We start from the raw sequence: 18,550 nt of genomic DNA, 5'->3' as shown, positions 1-18,550 counted from the left end.
CCGAGTCAGCGAGAACAGACGAAAAGTCCTGGTCAGCCTTGGCCGACCAGGACATTTCAGGCATAACTACCGAGATTTTTGGTCAGGATTCCGCCAACACGCTGTTACGTGGCATCGTCAGCTTGCCGGGACGGCCGCGCGGACCTCGTCCGTGAGCCGATCGGCGGCTTCGCGCAGCCCTGACGCGTCGGGTCCGTGGCGCAGCACGCCCCGGCTCACGCTCGGCAGCACATTGCCCACCGCGGCGCCGAAGACACCCGGCAGATCGGCGGGGGTGGCGCCCTGCGCACCGATGCCGGGGGCCAGCAGCGGTCCGTTGACCGCCAGGTTCACCCCCGCGTCGCCGAGTGTGGCGCCGATCACCGCACCGACCGAGCCGAGCGGCGTGGCGCCCTCGTTCTCGGCGGCCACGTGGTCGAGCATCAGCTGGGCAAGCGACCGGCCGTCGGCGGCGGTGGCCCGCTGCACCTCGGCGCCCTCCGGGTTGGAGGTGAGGCCGAGGACGAAGACGCCCGAACCGGAGAGGACGGCCGCGTCGAGCGCCGGTCGCAGCGAACCGAAGCCGAGGTACGGCGAGACGGTGAGCGCGTCGGAGAAGAGCGGCGAGCCCTTGTCCAGGTAGGTCGCCGCGTAGGCGCCCATGGTGGAGCCGATGTCGCCGCGCTTGGCGTCCATCAGGACGAGCGCTCCGGCGGCCCGCGACTCCTCGACGGCCTTCTCCAGGACGGCGATGCCGCGCGAGCCGAACCGCTCGAAGAACGCCGACTGCGGCTTGAGGACGGCGACCCGGTCGGCCAGCGCCTCGACGACCGTACGGGTGAACCGCTCCAGGCCCGCGATGTCGTCGTTCAGGCCCCAGGCGGTGAGCAGCGAGGCGTGCGGGTCGATGCCGACGCAGAGCGGCCCGCGGGTGTCCATGGCACGGCGCAGTCGCGCGCCGAAGGGTTCAGGGGTCACTTCATGACCTTCCGGGTCTCGGCGCCGACGGCCTCGGCGAGGGTGGCGTACGGGGAGGCGGCGAGGCGCGCGGCCAGACCCTTGTGGATCGCGCGGGCGTAGAACGGGCCCTCGTAGATGAAGGCGCTGTAACCCTGGACGAGGGTGGCGCCGGCGAGGATGCGCTGCCAGGCGTCCTCGGCCGTCTCGATGCCGCCGACGCCCACGAGGGTGATCTCGTCGCCGACGCGCGCGTAGAGCCGCTGCAGGACCTCCAGGGAGCGCGCCTTGAGGGGCGCGCCGGAGAGTCCGCCGGTCTCCTTCACCAGCGACGGCGAGGACTTCAGCCCGAGGCCGTCGCGGGCGATGGTGGTGTTGGTGGCGATGATGCCGTCCAGGCCCAGCTCGACCGCGAGGTCGGCGACCGCGTCGACGTCCTCGTCCGCGAGATCAGGGGCGATCTTGACGAGGAGCGGGACCCGGCGGTCGGTGACGGTCCGGTCGGCCGCCTCGCGCACGGCGGTCAGCAGCGGGCGCAGGGCCTCGGTGGCCTGGAGGTTGCGCAGGCCGGGCGTGTTGGGCGAGGAGACGTTGACGACGAGGTAGTCGGCGTGGCGGGCGAGCCGTTCGGTCGACTTCACGTAGTCGCCGACGGCTTCGGTCTCCGGCACGACCTTGGTCTTGCCGATGTTGACGCCGACCGTGGTCCGGAAGACCGGGTTGCGGGTGGCCAGGCGCTCGGCCACGGCGGCGGAGCCCTCGTTGTTGAATCCCATGCGGTTGATCAGCGCGCGGTCCGCCACGAGGCGGAAGAGGCGCTTCTTGGGGTTGCCGGGCTGCGGCTCGCCGGTGACCGTACCGATCTCGATGTGGTCGAAGCCGAGCATCGACATGCCGTCGATTGCGACGGCGTTCTTGTCGAAGCCCGCGGCGAGGCCGAACGGGCCGTGCATGCGCAGGCCGAGGGCCTCGGTGCGCAGCTCCTTGTAGCGGGGGGCGAGCGCCGCTGCGACGAACGTACGCAGCACGGGGATGCGGGCCGCGAGGCGGATCCACCGGAAGGCCAGGTAGTGGGCCTGCTCCGGGTCCATCCGCTTGAAGACCAGCTGGAAGAAGAACTTGTACATCGGGTGTCCTCGGTGTCCTCACAGAGAGGGGGACACCGTTTCCGGTGTCCCCCTGCTGGGCCTGCTAGTCGCGCGCCGCGGTCAGATGTTCCGCGTGTTCCTGGAGGGAACGTACGCCGACGTCTCCGTGGTTGAGTGCGTCGATGCCCTGGACGGCGGCGGCGAGCGCCTGGACCGTCGTGAGGCACGGCACGGACCGGGCGACGGCCGCGGTACGGATCTCGTAGCCGTCGAGCCGGCCGCCCGTTCCGTACGGCGTGTTGACGATCAGGTCGACCTCGCCGTCGTGGATGAGCTGGACGATGGTCCTCTCGCCCTGCGGTCCGACGCCCTCGGACTGCTTGCGCACGACCGTGGCGTGGATGCCGTTGCGCTTGAGCACCTCGGCGGTGCCGGACGTGGCCAGCAGCTCGAAGCCGTGGGCGACCAGCTCGCGCGCCGGGAAGATCATCGAGCGCTTGTCGCGGTTGGCGACGGAGATGAACGCGCGGCCCTTGGTGGGCAGCGGGCCGTACGCGCCGGCCTGAGACTTGGCGTACGCCGTGCCGAAGACCGAGTCGATGCCCATGACCTCACCGGTGGAGCGCATCTCCGGGCCGAGGACGGTGTCGACACCGCGGCCGTGGATGTCGCGGAACCGCGACCACGGCATGACGGCCTCCTTGACGGAGATCGGCGCGTCGAGCGGCAGGGTGCCGCCGTCGCCGTTCTTCGGCAGCAGACCCTCCTCGCGCAGCTCGGCGACGGTCGCGCCCAGCGAGATGCGGGCGGCGGCCTTGGCGAGCGGGACCGCGGTCGCCTTCGAGGTGAAGGGGACGGTGCGCGAGGCGCGCGGGTTGGCCTCCAGGACGTACAGGATGTCGCCGGCGAGCGCGAACTGGATGTTGATCAGTCCGCGGACGCCGACGCCCTTGGCGATGCCCTCGGTGGAGGCCCGAAGCCGCTTGATGTCGTAGCCGCCGAGAGTGATCGGGGGCAGTGCGCAGGCGGAGTCGCCGGAGTGGATGCCGGCCTCCTCGATGTGCTCCATGACGCCGCCGAGGTAGAGCTCGGTGCCGTCGTAGAGCGCGTCGACGTCGATCTCGATGGCGTCGTCGAGGAAGCGGTCGACCAGGACCGGCCGGGTGGGGCTGATCTCGGTGGACTCGGCGATGTACGAGGACAGCCGCGCCTCGTCGTACACGATCTCCATGCCGCGGCCGCCGAGCACGTACGACGGGCGCACGAGGACGGGGTAGCCGATCTCGTCGGCGATGGCCTTGGCCTCGGCGAAGGTGGTGGCGGTGCCGTGCTTCGGGGCCGGGAGTCCGGCCTCGGCCAGGACCCGGCCGAAGGCGCCGCGGTCCTCGGCGGCGTGGATCGCCTCCGGCGAGGTGCCGACGACCGGCACGCCGTTGTCCTTGAGCGCCTGCGACAGGCCCAGCGGGGTCTGGCCGCCGAGCTGGACGATGACACCGGCGATCGGGCCCGCGAGGGACTCGGCGTGCACGATCTCCAGCACGTCCTCGAGCGTCAGCGGCTCGAAGTACAGGCGGTCGGAGGTGTCGTAGTCGGTGGAGACCGTCTCCGGGTTGCAGTTGACCATCACGGTCTCGTAGCCGGCGTCGCTCAGCGCGAAGGAGGCGTGGACGCAGGAGTAGTCGAACTCGATGCCCTGGCCGATGCGGTTGGGGCCCGAACCGAGGATGATCACCGCGGGCTTGGTGCGTGTCGCGACCTCGCTCTCCTCGTCGTACGAGGAGTAGAAGTACGGCGTGTTCGCGGCGAACTCGGCGGCGCAGGTGTCGACCGTCTTGTAGACCGGGCGGATACCGAGCGCGTGCCGCACCTCGCGGACGACGTCCTCGCGCAGATCGCGGATCTCGGCGATCTGGGCGTCGGAGAAACCGTGCCGCTTGGCCTCGGCGAGCAGCTCGGGGTCGAGCTTGTCGGCGGCGGCCAGCTCGTCGGCGATCTCCTTGATCAGGAACAGCTGGTCGACGAACCAGGGGTCGATCTTCGTGGCCTCGAAGACCTCTTCCTGGGTGGCGCCGGCCCGGATCGCCTGCATGACGGTGTTGATACGGCCGTCGGTCGGCCGGACCGCCTCGGCGAGCAGCTCGGCCTTGTCACCGGTCTCGCCGATGAAGGTGAACTGCGAGCCCTTCTTCTCCAGGGAGCGCAGGGCCTTCTGCAGCGCCTCGGTGAAGTTGCGGCCGATCGCCATGGCCTCGCCCACCGACTTCATGGTGGTGGTCAGGGTGGAGTCGGCGGACGGGAACTTCTCGAAGGCGAACCGCGGGGCCTTGACCACGACGTAGTCGAGCGTCGGCTCGAAGGAGGCCGGGGTCTTCTCGGTGATGTCGTTGGGGATCTCGTCGAGCGTGTAGCCGACGGCCAGCTTGGCGGCGATCTTGGCGATCGGGAAGCCGGTGGCCTTCGACGCCAGCGCCGAGGAGCGGGAGACGCGCGGGTTCATCTCGATCACGATGACGCGGCCGTCGGTCGGGTCGATGGCGAACTGGATGTTGCAGCCGCCGGTGTCGACGCCGACCTCGCGGATGATCGCGATGCCGATGTCGCGCAGCCGCTGGTACTCGCGGTCGGTGAGCGTCATCGCCGGGGCCACGGTGATCGAGTCACCCGTGTGGACGCCCATCGGGTCGAAGTTCTCGATGGAGCACACGACCACGACGTTGTCGTTCTTGTCGCGCATCAGCTCCAGCTCGTACTCCTTCCAGCCGAGGATGGACTCCTCCAGGAGCACCTCGGTGGTCGGGGAGAGCGTGAGGCCCTGACCGGCGATCCGGCGCAGCTCCTCCTCGTCGTGCGCGAAGCCGGAACCGGCGCCGCCCATGGTGAAGGAGGGGCGGACGACGACGGGGTAGCCGCCGAGCGTGTCGACGCCCCCCAGTACGTCGTCCATGGAGTGGCAGATGACCGAGCGGGCGGACTCGCCATAGCCGATCTTGGCCTTGACGGCCTCGACGACGCCCTTGAAGAGGTCGCGATCCTCGCCCTTGTTGATGGCCTCGACGTTGGCGCCGATGAGCTCGACGCCGTACTTCTCCAGGACACCGTTCTCGTGCATGGAGATCGCGGTGTTGAGCGCGGTCTGGCCGCCCAGCGTCGGGAGCAGCGCGTCGGGGCGCTCCTTGGCGATGATCTTCTCGACGAACTCGGGGGTGATCGGCTCGACGTACGTGGCGTCGGCGATCTCCGGGTCGGTCATGATCGTCGCCGGGTTGGAGTTCACCAGGATGACGCGCAGGCCCTCGGCCTTGAGGACGCGGCAGGCCTGGGTGCCGGAGTAGTCGAACTCGGCGGCCTGTCCGATGACGATCGGGCCGGAGCCGATGACCAGGACGGACTGGATATCGGAGCGCTTAGGCACGCTGGCCCTCCATCAGGGATACGAAACGGTCGAAGAGGTACGCGGCGTCGTGCGGGCCGGCGGCCGCCTCGGGGTGGTACTGGACGCTGAAGGCCGGCTGGTCGAGGAGTTGCAATCCCTCGACGACCTGGTCGTTCAGGCAGACGTGGGAGACCTCGGCGCGGCCGAACTTCGTGTCGGACACCTTGTCCAGCGGGGCGTCGACGGCGAAGCCGTGGTTGTGCGCGGTGACCTCGACCTTGCCGGTTGTGCGGTCCTGCACCGGCTGGTTGATGCCGCGGTGGCCGTACTTCAGCTTGTAGGTGCCGAAGCCGAGGGCACGGCCCAGGATCTGGTTGCCGAAGCAGATGCCGAAGAGCGGCGTCCTCCGCTCCAGGACGCCCTGCATGACGGAGACCGGGTGGTCGGCGGTGGCCGGGTCGCCGGGGCCGTTGGAGAAGAAGACTCCGTCGGGCTCGACCGCGTACACCTCGTCGAGGGTGGCGGTGGCGGGCAGGACGTGCACCTCGATGCCGCGCTCGGCCATCCGGTGCGGGGTCATGCCCTTGATGCCGAGGTCGATCGCGGCGACGGTGAACTTCTTCGTGCCGATCGCGGGGACGACGTACGTCTCCTTGGTCGCGACCTCGGCGGACAGGTCGGCGCCCACCATCTCGGGGGCTTCCTTGACGCGGGCCAGCAGGGCGGCCTCGTCGGCGACGGCGTCACCGGAGAAGATGCCGACGCGCATGGCGCCGCGCTCGCGCAGGTGGCGGGTGAGGGCGCGGGTGTCGATGCCGCTGATGCCGACGACTCCCTGACGCTCCAGCTCCTCGTCGAGCGAGCGCTGCGAGCGCCAGTTGGAGGGCAGCCGCGCGGGGTCGCGCACCACGTATCCGGCGACCCAGATCCGCTGCGACTCGGGGTCCTCGTCGTTCACACCGGTGTTGCCTACGTGCGGGGCGGTCATCACGACGACCTGGCGGTGGTACGACGGGTCGGTCAGCGTCTCCTGGTAGCCCGTCATGCCGGTGGAGAACACCGCCTCGCCGAAGGTCTCCCCCACGGCCCCATAGGCACGGCCGCGGAAGGCGCGGCCGTCCTCCAGGACGAGTACGGCGGGAACCCTGGAGGCTCCCCGGGTGGAGGTCGTCATCGCGCGATGCCTTCCGTAGTGCTGTCGGTGAGGTGGTGGATGGCGTCGACCCAGGCCGCGTGTTCGGCCGAGTGGTCGGAGCGGAAGCCGGAGTCGATCAGCTTGTCGCCGAGCGCCCAGGTGATGATCAGCAGGCCGCCCTCGGGGAGGACCTTGCCCGCGATGCCCTTGTCGAGCCGGGCGTCACGCAGCTGCGCGGCCGGGACGAAGAAGTCGGCCGCGCCGGGGCGTACGACGTCGAGACCCTGTTCGGTCAGGGTGAGCTCGACGCGGCTGCGGGTGCCGAGGCCGTGGGCGACGATCCGGTCGAGCCAATGCCCGGCGGTCGTCGAGGCGTGGTAGCGGCCGGTCATCGTCAGCAGGGGTGGCTGTGCCGCGTACCCGTCCGGCGTGACGGGCAGCTCCGGCAGGTCGGACTGCAGGGTTCCCCGCCACTTCCATCCCTGGCGCATCAGCCAGTAGACGAAGGCGATGAAGACGACGAGTCCGATCACCCAGCTGATGCGGGCGGACAGGTCGGTCACGTCCGCCGACTTCTGCTCGGCGGCCAGCTGGTACAGGGGGGTGAGTGATGTCACGCGAGCTTCCCGTCGACGACCGTGGCACGGCCCCGCAGGAACGTGTGGGTGACGCGACCCGGCAGCTCGCGCCCCTCGTACGGGGTGTTGCGGCTGCGGGAGGCGAAGCCCGCGGGGTCCACGACTCCACGGTATGCCGGATCGACCAGCGTGAGGTTGGCAGGCTCACCGGGCGAGACGGGACGGCCGTGGCCTTCCAGGCGGCCGATGGCCGCGGGGCGGACGGACATCCGGTCCGCGACACCCGTCCAGTCGAGCAGACCGGTCTCGACCATCGTCTGCTGGACGACCGAGAGCGCGGTCTCCAAGCCCACCATGCCCATGGCGGCCGCGGCCCACTCGCAGTCCTTGTCCTCGTGCGGGTGCGGGGCGTGGTCGGTGGCGACGCAGTCGATCGTGCCATCGGCGAGCGCCTCGCGCAGGGCCATCACATCGGCCTCGGTACGCAGCGGCGGGTTCACCTTGTAGACGGGGTTGTACGACCGTACGAGCTCGTCGGTGAGGAGCAGGTGGTGCGGGGTGACCTCGGCGGTGACGTTCCAGCCCTTGGACTTGGCCCAGCGGACGATCTCGACGGAGCCGGCGGTCGACAGGTGGCAGATGTGCACCCGGGAGTCGACGTGGGCGGCGAGGAGGACATCGCGGGCGATGATCGACTCCTCGGCGACGGCGGGCCAGCCACCGAGGCCGAGCTCGGCCGAGACGATGCCCTCGTTCATCTGGGCGCCCTCGGTGAGGCGGGGCTCCTGGGCGTGCTGGGCGACGACACCGTCGAACGCCTTCACGTACTCCAGCGCGCGCCGCATGATCACGGCGTCGTCGACGCACTTGCCGTCGTCGGAGAAGACTTTCACTCCGGCGGCCGAATCGTGCATGGCGCCGAGTTCGGCGAGGTGCTTGCCCTCCAGGCCGACGGTGACGGCGCCGATCGGCTGCACGTCGCAATAGCCGGACTCCTTGCCGAGCCGCCAGACCTGCTCGACGACGCCGGCGGTGTCGGCGACCGGGAAGGTGTTCGCCATGGCATGCACGGCGGTGAAGCCGCCGACCGCCGCGGCCTTGGTGCCGGTGAGGACGGTCTCGGAGTCCTCGCGGCCGGGCTCGCGCAGGTGGGTGTGGAGGTCGACCAGCCCGGGCAGCAGAATCTGCCCCTCGGCCTCGACCACCACGGCGTCTCCGGCATCGATACCCGTACCGACCTGCGCGATGGTCTCGCCGTCGATCAGGACGTCCTGCGGCTCGCCGCCGAGGATCTTCGCGCCGCGAATAAGGATCTTGCTCATGGTTACTTGTTCTCCTCGGAATCGGCGGGGCGCGCAGCGCTTCGATCAAGCATGGCGGCGGGCGACGGGTGGGAGGGTGCGGCGGGCTCGGAGCCGCCCAGCAGCAGGTACAGGACCGCCATGCGGATCGAGACGCCGTTGGCGACCTGCTCGACGACCGTGCACCGGTCGGAGTCGGCGACCTCGGCGGTGATCTCCATGCCGCGGACCATCGGGCCGGGGTGCATGACGATGGCGTGCCCGGGCATCTTCGCCATGCGCTCGCCGTCCAGGCCGTAGCGGCGGGAGTACTCGCGCTCGGTCGGGAAGTACGCGGCGTTCATCCGTTCGCGCTGCACACGCAGCATCATCACCGCGTCGGACTTCGGCAGCACCTCGTCGAGGCTGTAGCTGACGTCGCACGGCCACTGCTCGACACCGACCGGGACGAGGGTCGGCGGGGCCACCAGTGTGACGTGGGCGCCGAGGGTGTGCAGCAGGTGCACGTTGGAGCGGGCGACCCGGCTGTGCAGGATGTCGCCGACGATCGTCATCCGTCGCCCTTCCAGGTCCCGGCCGAGCCCGGCATCGGCCCCGACCAGCCTGCGGCGCATGGTGAAGGCGTCCAGGAGCGCCTGGGTGGGGTGCTCGTGCGTACCGTCACCGGCGTTGACGACGGCGCCGTCGATCCAGCCGGAGGTGGCGAGGCGGTACGGGGCGCCGGAGGCACCGTGCCGGATGACGACGGCGTCCGCGCCCATCGCCTCCAGGGTCAGCGCGGTGTCCTTGAGCGACTCGCCCTTGGAGACGGATGAGCCCTTCGCGGAGAAGTTGATGACATCGGCGGAGAGGCGCTTGGCGGCGGCCTCGAAGGAGATGCGGGTACGCGTCGAGTCCTCGAAGAAGAGGTTGACGACGGTTCGGCCGCGCAGGGTCGGGAGCTTCTTGATCGGCCGGTCGGCGACGCGGGCCATCTCCTCGGCGGTGTCGAGGATCAGCACGGCGTCGTCGCGGGTGAGGTCGGCGGCCGAGATGAGGTGACGCTTCATCTGGGTGTTCTCCGGGTGGCTGGAGGGTTCAGGCATGCGGGCGTGCGGAAGCTGTCGTACGACCGGATGCCGGCCGTACGGGTGAGTGCAGCTACTGCGCGCCCGCCGGGGCGGTCTGCTGGACACCGAGCAGCACGGCGTCGCGGCCGTCCTCCTCGGCCAGCTGGACCTTGACCGTCTCCCGCAGCGACGTGGGGAGGTTCTTGCCGACGTAGTCGGCGCGGATGGGGAGTTCGCGGTGGCCGCGGTCGACAAGGACCGCGAGTTGCACCGCGCGGGGGCGGCCGATGTCGCCGAGCGCGTCGAGCGCGGCGCGGATCGTACGGCCGGAGAAGAGCACGTCGTCGACCAGGACGACCAGTCGGCCCTCGATACCCTCGCCGGGGATCTCGGTGCGGGCCAGGGCGCGCGCCGGGCGCAGCCGCAGGTCGTCGCGGTACATGGTGATGTCGAGGGAGCCGACCGGCACCTTGCGGCCGGTGATCTCTTCGAGCTTGTCGGCCAGCCGACGGGCGAGGAAGACGCCTCGTGTCGGGATGCCGAGGAGCACCACATCGTCGGCGCCCTTGGCGCGTTCGACGATTTCGTGGGCGATTCGGGTCAGTACTCGAGCGATGTCGGGAGCCTCGAGAACGGGGCGTGCCGCATTGCCGGTGGCTTCGTGCTGTGCGTCCATAAGAAACGGACCTCCTTCTCCGCCTCACTGGACGGACCTTAAAGGACGTCGAAATTTGCTTCATCAACGTTACCAGGCCTTGCACGGAGCCTTGGTCACAATCCCGGGAGGTGCCGGTGCGGACCATTCGGCTTGACGCATCCAAGTAACGCTGCGTAACCTCACAGTGAGTTACCAGACTTCGTCCGGGGAGCCTTATGTCCAGCGAATACGCAAAACAGCTCGGGGCCAAGCTCCGTGCCATCCGCACCCAGCAGGGCCTCTCCCTCCATGGTGTGGAGGAGAAGTCCCAGGGCCGCTGGAAGGCCGTCGTGGTCGGTTCGTACGAGCGCGGCGACCGTGCCGTGACCGTACAGCGTCTCGCCGAGCTGGCGGACTTCTACGGTGTCCCGGTGCAGGAGCTTCTGCCCGGTACGACGCCCGGCGGGGCCGCCGAGCCGCCGCCGAAGCTTGTCCTGGACCTGGAGCGCCTCGCCCACGTCCCGCCGGAGAAGGCCGGACCGCTGCAGCGCTACGCGGCGACGATCCAGAGCCAGCGCGGTGACTACAACGGCAAGGTGCTCTCGATCCGCCAGGACGACCTGCGCACCCTGGCCGTGATCTACGACCAGTCGCCGTCCGTGCTCACCGAGCAGCTGATCAGCTGGGGCGTCCTGGATGCGGACGCGCGCCGCGCGGTCGCCCACGACGAGGGCTGACGTGCGGGTCTGAAGCTCCGAAGAAACGTAACGCCGGGTTGGCCGGGTCCCCATTTGGGCCCCGGGCATCCCGGCGTTTTTTGTTGCCCGCTGCCGGTGCCCGGGCCCGGGTCCGGGTCGAGGGTTCCGTCCTCGATCGCCGGACGGGATCGAGCGCGTACCCCGCACGTGTGCCGGCTCACGAGGTCGGGGACTCCCCCGAACGGCCCCACCTCTGCATCACTTGCTCTGCCACTTGCCCCTCACCCCCGGAAGAACGAATCGCCGCAGACGCGCGGCTGCCGGTCCGGCCCCCGGAGGGGCTCCGGACCACCCACTACCGCACCGCGTGGCGGCGCAGCGCCGTACCGGGGCGGCCGGCGCACCTGTCGAAGCCGTCCGGTGATCGAGGACGAGGACACCCACCCCGTACCGGGGCACCGCACCCCGCCTCGCCCGGGAGTAGCACGCCGAAGGGCCCACGGTCGTGCGACCGTGGGCCCTTCGTGGGCTGAACTCCGCCAGAAGCTACGACTCCCGGCGAAGGTTCGGCTTGAGGTCCTTGAAGCGGGCCAGCAGCCCGTTCACGAAGGACGGGGAGTCATCGGTGGAGAACTCCTTGGCGAGCTGGACCGCCTCGTCGATCACCACCGCGTCCGGCGTCCCGTCCACCCAGATCAGCTCGTACGCACCGAGCCGCAGGATGTTCCGGTCGACGACCGGCATGCGGTCGATCTCCCAGTCCACGGCGTAGGTGATGATGAGGTCGTCGATCCGGTCGGCGTACTGCGCGTACCCCTCGACGAGCTCCATCGTGTACTCGGTGACCGGGGGCTGACGGGTGTCGGACCGCGAGAGCCGCACCCAGTCCGCGAGGACCGTCTGCACGGACTCACCGCGCTGGTCGGCCTCGAAGAGGATCTGGAAGGCTCGCTTGCGGGCCGTGTTCCGAGCAGCCACGGTTAGCTGTTCACCCGGCCGAGGTAGTCGCCCGTGCGGGTGTCGACCTTGATCTTCTCACCCGTGGTGATGAAGAGCGGGACGCCGATCTCGTAACCGGTCTCCAGCGTGGCGGGCTTGGTGCCGCCGGTGGAGCGGTCGCCCTGGACGCCCGGGTCGGTGTGCTGGATGGTCAGCTCGACGGCGGCCGGCAGCTCGACGTAGAGCACCTCGCCCTCGTGCTGGGCGACGGAGGCCGTGAAGCCCTCGATCAGGAAGTTGGCGGCGTCGCCGACAGCCTTGCGGTCGACCATGAGCTGGTCGTACGTGTCCATGTCCATGAAGACGAAGTACTCGCCGTCCATGTACGAGAACTGCATGTCGCGGCGGTCAATGGTGGCCGTCTCGACCTTCACGCCGGCGTTGAACGTCTTGTCGACGACCTTGCCGGACAGCACGTTCTTGAGCTTGGTGCGCACGAAAGCCGGGCCCTTGCCGGGCTTGACGTGCTGGAACTCGACGACGGACCAGAGCTGGCCTCCGTCGAGCTTGAGCACCAGGCCGTTCTTGAGGTCGTTCGTGGAAGCCACGGTTGCGGAATCTCCTGGACTGAAGCTGGTGGACAACCAAGGATGCGCGCTAGAGCGCGAGCAGCTCCTTGGTCGTAATGGTGAGTAGCTCGGGTCCGCCGTCCGCCTCGGGGCGCACGACGAGCGTGTCATCGATCCGGACCCCGCCCCGGCCCGGGAGGTGAACTCCCGGTTCGACGGTGACCGGCACACAAGCGTCCAGTTTACCCATGGCTGCCGGTGCCAGCTGCGGGTCCTCGTCGATTTCGAGCCCCACCCCGTGCCCGGTCGAGGGCGCGAGGCCGTCGCCGTGGCCCGCGGAGTCCAGGAGATGGCGGGCCGCGCGGTCCACATCGCGGTACGCGGCGCCGGGGACCAGGGCCTCGCGTCCGGCCCGCTGAGCGGCGAAAACCAGGTCGTAGAGGTCGATCTGCCAGGCGGCCGGCGCGGTCCCGATGACAAATGTACGACCGATCTCGCACCGGTAGCCGCGATAGTTCGCGCCGAGGCAGACGGAGAGGAAATCTCCCTCCTCCACCCGCCGGTCGGAGGGCCGGTGACGGCCCTGGCCCGAGTTGGGTCCGGTCGCGACGGAGGTCGAGAAGGCGGGCCCGTCGGCGCCGTGGTCCACCAGCCGCCGTTCCAGTTCCAGTGCGAGATGGCGTTCGGTGCGGCCGACGAGGATCGATTCGAGGAGTTCACCGAGTGCCTGGTCGGTGATCTCGGCAGCGATCCGCAGGCAGGCGATCTCCTCCTCGTCCTTGACGACGCGCAGCTGCTCCACCGTGGCGCCGAGGTCGGCCAGCCGGAGCCGCGGGGCGACCGCGTGCATGGCCCGGTGGCGGGCCACGGTCAGATCGTGTTCCTCCACGGCGAGCGATTCCGCGCCGGAGGAGGTGGCCAGGTCGGCGGCTGCGACCACCGGATCGCCGTCGGAGGCGGGCAGCAGGGCCAGCCGCAACTCGTCGTCGGTGCGCCCCTGGACGGGATCGCCGGTCGGCGCTCGGGGGCAGACCAGGACGTCCTCGTCGGGGCCGAGCAGCAGCACGGCGCCCGGGGGCGCCCCGCCCGCGAGGTAGCGGACGTTCGCGGGGCGGGAGACCAGAGCGGCCGCGGATCCGACGGCGGCGCACCGGTCCCGCAGCAGCGCGCGGCGGACGGTGTACACCTCTGACATGCCATGAGCCTACGAGCGGGAGCGCCGGGCTGCCCGGTCAGCGCATCCGACCGGGGGCCGCCGCAGGCCGGGGCCCGCGCTCAGGTGTGCGGAACCGGGACCCGCCGGGCCGTCACCATGCGGGCGGGCTGGCTATGGAGCGGGCGAGTATGTCGTCGAGGACGCGGGCCGTGGTCTCCACGTCGTAGGTCGAGTTGTCGATGATCGGCAGCCCCGAGCCGTACCAGCCCGCCATCCTGCCGTGGATCCGGGCGACCTCCTCGTCCGACAGCCGGCGGTTGCCGCTGCGGGCGGCGTTGCGCTCCAGCACGATCTCCAGGCCGGGGAGGAGCACCACGGGCAGCAGTCCCGGGCCCACATGGCGCTTCCAGCCGCCGAGGCCGACGACCGGGCGGTCGGGGAACACCGCGTCGTCGAGGATGCAGGAGATGCCGTTGGCCAGGAAATTGCGGGCGGCGAAGCCACAGGTGCGGCGGGCCAGCCGGTACTGGGCCTCCGAGTGGTCGTTCCACCCGGCCTGCGGGTCGGCGAAGCCGGAGCAGACCCATTCGCGGACGTCGTCGAGGCTGACGTGCGCCGTGGGGACCCGGCGGCGGCTGGCCCACAGCTTGGCCACGGTGGTCTTGCCCGCGCCCGCCGGACCGATCAGGAGGACGGCGAGCGTCGCCGTGCCCGTGCCGGGCTCGGCGGGTGGCGCGGGCAGCGGGACGGGACCACCTGGCGGCAGCTGGACGTGCCCGGTGGTCTCCCGGGAGACGGGCGCGGGGGCGTGGTGCGGGGCGGGCCCGGACCAGCCCTGGCCCTGGCCCTGGCCCTGGGGTGCCGGCGGGGGCGGGGGCCCCGGCGGACCGGGGTGTCCGGGGTGCTGGGCCTGGTGCGTCCAGCCGGCAGGTCCGTTTCCGGGTCCTTGGGGCGGCGGCAGCGGGGCCCCCACTGCGTGCTGCATCCGGTGCCACTCCGTCTCGTACAGGCAACTGGCGCTGGTGGAACGGCAACCGTACCGTCCCCGGCCGCCACAGAGGCAACGGTCGGGGACGGTACGGAGTGCCCGTCGGCCGGGTCCGGCCGACCGGTACGCGGCCTGTCAGTCCGTCAGTTCGTCCGCGAGGGCGCGGAGCGCGAGGCGGTAGGAGCCGATGCCGAATCCGGCCACGGTCCCCGTGGCGACCGGTGCGACCACGGAGGTGTGGCGGAATTCCTCCCGTGCGTACGGGTTCGAGATGTGCACCTCGATCAGCGGGGCGGTGCGCTGCGCGGCCGCGTCCCGCATTCCGTACGAGTAGTGGGTGAACGCTCCCGGGTTCAGAACGACCGGAATCGAACCATCCGCTGCCTCGTGCAGCCAGCGGATCAGCTCGCCCTCGTCGTTGGTCTCCCGGACGTCGACGTCGAAGCCGAGCTCCTTGCCGAGCGCCCGGCAGGTCTCGACGAGTCCGGCGTACGACGTCGCTCCGTACACATCGGGCTCACGGGATCCGAGCCGGCCGAGGTTCGGCCCGTTGAGCACGAAGACCCTGCGGGTCACGCCGACACCTCCCCGTACGCGGCGAGCAGCACGGCCGGGTCGGGGCCCTCCAGGACGGTGGGCTTGCCCAGGCCGTCGAGGACGATGAAGCGGAGCAGGTCGCCGCGGGACTTCTTGTCGACCTTCATGTTCTCCAGCAGCTTGGGCCACTGGTCACCGCGGTAGGTGAGCGGCAGTCCGACCGACTCCAGGATCGCCCGGTGCCGGTCGGCGGTGGCGTCGTCGAGGCGGCCGGCCAGGCGGCCGAGCTCGGCGGCGAAGACCATCCCGATGGAGACGGCCGCGCCGTGGCGCCACTTGTAGCGCTCGTTCTTCTCGATGGCGTGGCCGAGGGTGTGACCGTAGTTGAGGATCTCGCGCAGACCGGACTCCTTGAGGTCGCTGGAGACGACCTCGGCCTTCACCCGGATGGAGCGCTCGATCAGCTCGGCGGTGTGCGGTCCGGCGGGCGTACGGGCACCTTCAGGGTCCGACTCGATCAGGTCGAGGATCGCCGGGTCGGCGATGAAACCGGCCTTGATGATCTCGGCCATCCCGCTGACGTAGTCGTGCACGGGCAGCGAGTCGAGGGAGGCGAGGTCGCAGAGCACCCCGGCCGGCGGGTGGAAGGCGCCGACGAGGTTCTTGCCCTCGGCGGTGTTGATGCCGGTCTTGCCGCCGACCGCCGCGTCGACCATGGCGAGCACCGTCGTCGGTACGGCGATCCAGCGCACCCCGCGCAGCCAGGTCGCCGCGACGAACCCGGCCACGTCCGTGGTGGCGCCGCCACCGACGCCGACGATCACATCGGTGCGGGTGAAGCCGGTCTGGCCGAGCGCCTTCCAGCAGTACGCCGCGACCTCGACGGTCTTGGCCTCCTCGGCGTTCGGCAGCTGGATCGCGATGGCCTCGTACCCCTGGTCGGCGAGGTCCTGACGGACCGCCTCGCCGGTCTCGGCGAGCGCCTCGGGGTGCAGGACCGCGACCCGCTGGGCGCGGTCGCCGATGAGCGACGGCAGTTCGCCGAGCAGCTGCCGGCCGATCAGCACCTCGTACGGGTCGGTGCCCGCACTGCCGGCGATCTGGATGCGCGTGGGTCCCTGGTCCGTCATGTGTGTGTTCTCCCGGCCGGGCGCCGCGGGGTCGCCCGCGCGCTCCGGCAGTTCCAGTGCGTCGAGGACCGCTTGGGTGACCTCTTCGGGGGTGCGCCCGTCGGTGGCGACGGTCGCCCTGGCCACCTCGGTGTAGAGATGGCGGCGGGCGTCCATCAGCTCGCGCCACTGTCGGCGCGGGTTGACGGCGAGCAGCGGGCGCGCGGTGTTCAGCCCCACCCGCTTGACGGCCTCTTCGACGTCCATCGAGAGATAGACGACCGCGTGGTCGGCGAGCAGGGTGCGGGTCGTCTCGTCGAGTACGGCTCCGCCGCCGAGCGACAGGATGCCCGTGTGCTCGGCGACCGCGGCGCGTACCGCCTCTCGCTCCAGCTCGCGGAAGTGTTCCTCGCCCTCGTCGTAGAAGATCTCCGAGATCGGCTTGCCCGCCGTGGCCACGACGTCCGCGTCGGTGTCCCGGTAGGTGGTGCCGAGCCGGTCGGCGAGGAGCTCACCGACCGTGGACTTGCCGACGCCCATCGGGCCGACGAGGACGATCAACGGGCCGCTCATCGGATCTGGAGGTGGTCGAGGTACGACTGGACGTTGCGGTGGGTCTCGGGGACGCTGTCGCCGCCGAACTTCTCCGCGACGGCGTCGGCCAGGACCAGCGCGACCATCGCCTCGGCGACGATCCCGGCGGCCGGCACGGCACAGACATCGGAGCGCTGGTGGTGCGCCTTGGCGGGCTCCCCGGTGACGACGTCGACGGTGGCCAGCGCGCGCGGCACTGTCGCGATGGGCTTCATCGCGGCGCGGACCCGCAGCAGCTCTCCGGTGGTCAGACCGCCCTCGGTGCCGCCGGAACGGCCGGAGGCGCGCTTGATGCCGTCCTCGGTGACCAGGATCTCGTCGTGTGCCTTCGAGCCGGGGACCCTGGCCAGGTCGAAGCCGTCGCCGACCTCGACACCCTTGATGGCCTGAATGCCCATGAGAGCGGCGGCGAGACGGGCATCGAGACGCCGGTCCCAGTGCACGTGCGAGCCGAGGCCGACCGGCACGCCGTACGCGAGCACCTCGACAACACCGCCGAGGGTGTCGCCGTCCTTGTGGGCCTGGTCGATCTCGGCGACCATTTCCTTGCTCGCGGCGGCGTCGAGGCAGCGCACCGGGTCGGCGTCGAGCTTCTCGACGTCGGCGGGCGTGGGGTAGACACCGTAGGGCGCCTTGGCCGCGGCCAGTTCGACGACGTGGCTGACGATCTCGATGCCCGCGGTCTCCTTGAGGTACGACCGCGCGACGGCGCCGAGCGCCACCCGGGCCGCGGTCTCCCGGGCGCTGGCGCGCTCCAGGATCGGCCGGGCCTCGTCGAAGCCGTACTTCTGCATGCCCGCGAGGTCGGCGTGGCCGGGGCGCGGGCGGGTCAGCGGGGCGTTACGGGCCAGCTTGGCCAGTTCGTCGGGGTCGACCGGGTCGGCCGACATGACCTGCTCCCACTTGGGCCATTCGGTGTTGCCCACCATCACGGCGACCGGGGAGCCCATGGTGAGCCCGTGGCGCACCCCGCCGAGGAAGGTGACCTCGTCCTTCTCGAACTTCATCCGAGCGCCGCGGCCATAGCCGAGCCGCCGCCGGGCGAGTGCGTCCGCCACCATCTCCGTGGTGATCGGGACGCCGGCGGGAAGACCCTCCAGCGTCGCCACCAGTGCGGGGCCGTGCGACTCCCCTGCGGTCAGCCAGCGCAACCTGCTCAACGGTGCTCCTCATGCTCGCGCCTGAAACTGCAACGGCGCGACCGGGTGCGCGGCCCTGGCCCGCCGCCTTTGATCCTCCCATGCCCGGGAGGTGGATCTGATCGGCGTACCAGCTGTCGGACGCTCGAAGACGTGGCCTGGATGCACCAGGTACCTGAAACCCGGCCGGAGGAGGCGGCTCCGACGGAGCACCGAGGACCCGGCCCCGCATAGGGTGGCCGGGTCCTCGGTGCTCTTGTCGTCAGCCGCAATTACCGAAGGTGCTGGTGTGATACCAGTCCCGGATGCTGGAGGCCCCGATCTCCTCGTAGTGTCCCCAGAAGCGAACGCACTGGCCGGCCGCGCTCAGATACACAGGACCTGCGTAGTACTTGTAGTCCCCGTCGTCCTTCTTCCAGGCCCCGCCCTCCGCCTGGATTCCCGCGCCGAGACCGGTCGCCGTTCCGTAGTACGCGCCCGCGTTCTCGTGTTTCACGGTGACCACACAGTTGTTGCGCGTCGAGGCGCTGTACAGCAGGAATACAGTTGTGTTCTGCCCCAGTCCCATCGACTGCTGCCGCTGGACGTAGTAACTGGACCCACAAGCGGCCACAGCCTTGTCCGCGGGACTCGATGCGCTGGCCACACCCGTACCAGCGATCAGCGTGCTCAAGGCAGCTACCGACACCGTAAGCCCGCGGCTCACCAACGTGCGCACAATCTC

Annotated in this window: 17 protein-coding genes; 1 reads left to right on the top strand and 16 read right to left on the bottom strand. The window is 70.3% G+C overall.

All coding sequences use genetic code 11. The features are described 5' to 3' along the window. Positions 1-117 precede the first annotated feature (117 nt). From pyrF to pyrR, 8 genes are all read right to left on the bottom strand, one after another. Entirely contained in the window at positions 118-957 is an 840-nt protein-coding gene (gene pyrF, locus OHB49_RS34240) for an orotidine-5'-phosphate decarboxylase (protein WP_313936320.1), read from the bottom strand. Continuing rightward, positions 954-2,063, bottom strand: a complete 1,110-nt coding sequence (locus OHB49_RS34235) for a quinone-dependent dihydroorotate dehydrogenase (RefSeq protein ID WP_329164792.1) — start codon at positions 2,061-2,063, stop codon at positions 954-956. Before OHB49_RS34235 ends, pyrF begins: the two co-directional genes overlap by 4 nt. A gap of 64 nt (positions 2,064-2,127) precedes the next feature. Further along, entirely contained in the window at positions 2,128-5,436 is a 3,309-nt protein-coding gene (gene carB / locus OHB49_RS34230) for a carbamoyl-phosphate synthase large subunit (protein WP_329164790.1), read from the bottom strand. Continuing rightward, the gene (carA, locus tag OHB49_RS34225) at positions 5,429-6,571 is read right to left on the bottom strand and encodes a glutamine-hydrolyzing carbamoyl-phosphate synthase small subunit (protein WP_030968790.1); all 1,143 of its coding nucleotides are present in this window, start codon (positions 6,569-6,571) and stop codon (positions 5,429-5,431) included. Before carA ends, carB begins: the two co-directional genes overlap by 8 nt. Then, entirely contained in the window at positions 6,568-7,149 is a 582-nt protein-coding gene (locus tag OHB49_RS34220) for a PH-like domain-containing protein (protein WP_329164788.1), read from the bottom strand. The genes carA and OHB49_RS34220 overlap by 4 nt, the downstream gene beginning before the upstream one ends. Beyond that, on the bottom strand, positions 7,146-8,432 hold the full coding sequence (locus OHB49_RS34215; protein ID WP_093775360.1) for a dihydroorotase: 1,287 nt from the start codon (positions 8,430-8,432) through the stop codon (positions 7,146-7,148). Before OHB49_RS34215 ends, OHB49_RS34220 begins: the two co-directional genes overlap by 4 nt. A 2-nt stretch (positions 8,433-8,434) precedes the next feature. Beyond that, on the bottom strand, positions 8,435-9,460 hold the full coding sequence (locus tag OHB49_RS34210; protein WP_329166715.1) for an aspartate carbamoyltransferase catalytic subunit: 1,026 nt from the start codon (positions 9,458-9,460) through the stop codon (positions 8,435-8,437). Positions 9,461-9,551: 91 nt separating this feature from the next. Next, positions 9,552-10,136: a bifunctional pyr operon transcriptional regulator/uracil phosphoribosyltransferase PyrR gene (gene pyrR, locus OHB49_RS34205; RefSeq protein ID WP_267006215.1), complete on the bottom strand. Its 585-nt coding sequence runs from the start codon at positions 10,134-10,136 to the stop codon at positions 9,552-9,554. Positions 10,137-10,333: 197 nt separating this feature from the next. On the opposite strand from pyrR, the gene bldD reads away from it, so the two are divergent. After that, positions 10,334-10,834 (top strand): transcriptional regulator BldD, encoded by a 501-nt coding sequence (gene bldD / locus OHB49_RS34200; protein ID WP_014157378.1) that lies wholly within the window; start codon positions 10,334-10,336, stop codon positions 10,832-10,834. A gap of 507 nt (positions 10,835-11,341) precedes the next feature. Here bldD and nusB read toward each other — a convergent pair. The 8 genes from nusB to OHB49_RS34160 all read right to left on the bottom strand — a co-directional run bounded on the left by nusB (position 11,342) and on the right by OHB49_RS34160 (position 18,499). Then, positions 11,342-11,773: a transcription antitermination factor NusB gene (gene nusB / locus OHB49_RS34195; RefSeq protein WP_030968779.1), complete on the bottom strand. Its 432-nt coding sequence runs from the start codon at positions 11,771-11,773 to the stop codon at positions 11,342-11,344. A gap of 2 nt (positions 11,774-11,775) precedes the next feature. Beyond that, positions 11,776-12,342 (bottom strand): elongation factor P, encoded by a 567-nt coding sequence (gene efp / locus OHB49_RS34190; RefSeq protein ID WP_030918902.1) that lies wholly within the window; start codon positions 12,340-12,342, stop codon positions 11,776-11,778. Positions 12,343-12,391: 49 nt separating this feature from the next. Next, the gene (locus OHB49_RS34185; RefSeq protein WP_030968777.1) at positions 12,392-13,498 is read right to left on the bottom strand and encodes an aminopeptidase P family protein; all 1,107 of its coding nucleotides are present in this window, start codon (positions 13,496-13,498) and stop codon (positions 12,392-12,394) included. 112 nt (positions 13,499-13,610) lie between these two features. Next, positions 13,611-14,444 (bottom strand): Pro-rich N-terminal domain-containing protein, encoded by an 834-nt coding sequence (locus OHB49_RS34180; RefSeq protein WP_329164784.1) that lies wholly within the window; start codon positions 14,442-14,444, stop codon positions 13,611-13,613. A gap of 138 nt (positions 14,445-14,582) precedes the next feature. Next, positions 14,583-15,023: a type II 3-dehydroquinate dehydratase gene (aroQ, locus tag OHB49_RS34175; protein WP_313936329.1), complete on the bottom strand. Its 441-nt coding sequence runs from the start codon at positions 15,021-15,023 to the stop codon at positions 14,583-14,585. Beyond that, entirely contained in the window at positions 15,020-16,666 is a 1,647-nt protein-coding gene (aroB, locus tag OHB49_RS34170; RefSeq protein WP_329164783.1) for a 3-dehydroquinate synthase, read from the bottom strand. The genes aroQ and aroB overlap by 4 nt, the downstream gene beginning before the upstream one ends. Further along, the gene (gene aroC / locus OHB49_RS34165; protein WP_030968769.1) at positions 16,663-17,847 is read right to left on the bottom strand and encodes a chorismate synthase; all 1,185 of its coding nucleotides are present in this window, start codon (positions 17,845-17,847) and stop codon (positions 16,663-16,665) included. The genes aroB and aroC overlap by 4 nt, the downstream gene beginning before the upstream one ends. A 241-nt stretch (positions 17,848-18,088) precedes the next feature. Continuing rightward, the gene (locus OHB49_RS34160) at positions 18,089-18,499 is read right to left on the bottom strand and encodes a serine/threonine protein kinase (protein ID WP_329164782.1); all 411 of its coding nucleotides are present in this window, start codon (positions 18,497-18,499) and stop codon (positions 18,089-18,091) included. Positions 18,500-18,550 lie beyond the last annotated feature (51 nt).

This window comes from Streptomyces sp. NBC_01717 (genome assembly GCF_036248255.1).
Taxonomy (GTDB): Bacteria; Actinomycetota; Actinomycetes; order Streptomycetales; family Streptomycetaceae; genus Streptomyces.
Note: the sequence above shows the minus strand (reverse complement) of the source record. Positions and strands in the feature narration are given on the sequence as shown.